The organism is Micromonospora sp. NPDC047707 (genome assembly GCF_040704235.1).
Classification (GTDB): domain Bacteria; phylum Actinomycetota; class Actinomycetes; order Mycobacteriales; family Micromonosporaceae; genus Micromonospora.
Window position 1 is genome coordinate 1 of sequence record NZ_JBEYSU010000147.1, and the last position, 1418, is coordinate 1418.

The 1418-nt window shown below is 65.5% G+C and carries 2 protein-coding genes; one reads left to right on the forward strand and one right to left on the reverse strand.

Going from position 1 to position 1418, the window contains the following annotated elements:
- Window positions 1-151: 151 nt before the first annotated feature.
- Window positions 152-394, forward strand: coding sequence for a hypothetical protein (locus AB0873_RS32520; RefSeq protein WP_366604630.1), 243 nt, complete (start codon window positions 152-154; stop codon window positions 392-394).
- Between the two features lie 15 nt (window positions 395-409).
- Here the strand turns inward: AB0873_RS32520 and AB0873_RS32525 are convergent.
- Window positions 410-1275 (reverse strand): IS5 family transposase gene (locus AB0873_RS32525; protein WP_366604632.1). Its coding sequence is split into 2 segments (ribosomal slippage): window positions 410-942 and window positions 942-1275, totalling 867 coding nucleotides; the frame shifts between segments, so codons are not numbered across the junction.
- Window positions 1276-1418: the final 143 nt, after the last annotated feature.

Genomic DNA, 1418 nt, shown 5'->3' on the forward strand with positions numbered 1-1418 from the left:
CCTGGTCACGCTGGCGCCGCCGACGCCAACACCAAGCCCGCACCAGCCACTACCGCCAACGCGGCTACCCGCCATAACTGCCGTTGCAGTACTAGGGCGTGTCCTGCCGATCATGGAGTTAGGTGACGAGAGTTGCAACTAGAGTTCGGCCGTGGTCGTGGTCAACATGGTGGAGAAGTTCGGTGCGGACGGCTTGCTGGAACGGTCCTGGGACCTGCCACCAGAGGTCGTTGGGCCACTGCGCGCACACGTTGACGTGACGCCTGAGGGTTGGGTCATGGACATGTGGCCGTTGACGGTAGAGATCGCCGTGATCGTGCAGCCATGGATCGATGAACCGATTGATGTGGGATCGAATGCCTGGTTCGTCAGCTCAGGCCAGGTGGCCGTATAGGGCAGCCGGTGTCGGTCACGGAAGCCAGATGATGGCCGCGATCAGGACCAGGCTGGCCCGGTAGAGAGATGCGCGTTTGGCGTATCTGGTGGCCAAGTCACGCCATTGTTTGAGGCGGTTGAAGCAGCGTTCCACGACGTTGCGCTTCTTGTAGACCATCCGGTCGAAGGCTGGTGGCCGCCCGCCGGCGCTGCCCTTGGCAGCCCGCCGGGCGACCTGGTCGGATCGTTCGGGGATGACGTGCCGAATTCCCCGTTGGCGCAGTGCTCGGCGGGTCGAGTCGTGGGCGTAGCCCTTGTCGGCGATCAGCAGCTCTGGGCGCTTGCGGGGCCGGCCCGGTCCTGGCTCGTTAACGCAAATCGCATCGAGCAGCGCGAGGAGTTGCGGGTTGTCGCCGGCCTGGCCGGGGGTGAGCAGGATCGACAACGGTCGGCCCCGTCCATCGACGGCCAGATGGATCTTCGTGCTCAGCCCTCCGCGTGACCGGCCGATGGCCTCGCCATCTTGCGCACCAGGCGTCGCCGGACTTGCCGGGGAGCCCCCTTTTTGCGGGCGCCAGCCGCATGCTGATGCGCCCGCACGATCGACGAGTCCACGCTGATCGTCCATTGCACCGGTGTGCCGTCGTCGTGAACCTGCGCCGCAGCGAGGATCCGATCCCAGGTGCCGTCGGCAGTCCAGCGGCGCAGCCGTTCGTGGCAGGTCTTCCACGGCCCGTACCGTTCCGGCAGGTCACGCCATGGCGCCCCCGTGCGCAGCTTCCACAGGATCCCGTTAATGACTTGGCGGTGATCCCGCCACCGCCCCCGCGACCGACAAGGCTCGGGAAGCAGCGGCGCGATCACCGCCCACGCCTCATCGGTCAACTCGCCGCGACGCACCACCGACACATCGTCAACGATCAACCTTACATGATCGGCAGGACACGCCCTAGTAGTGCTTTGTTAGGTCGGCGTGTTGAGGGGTTGCTGAGGGCTGGCGGTAGTGTCATGTCGCGGTGACCCCTCACGAGCTTTCGGTTGTG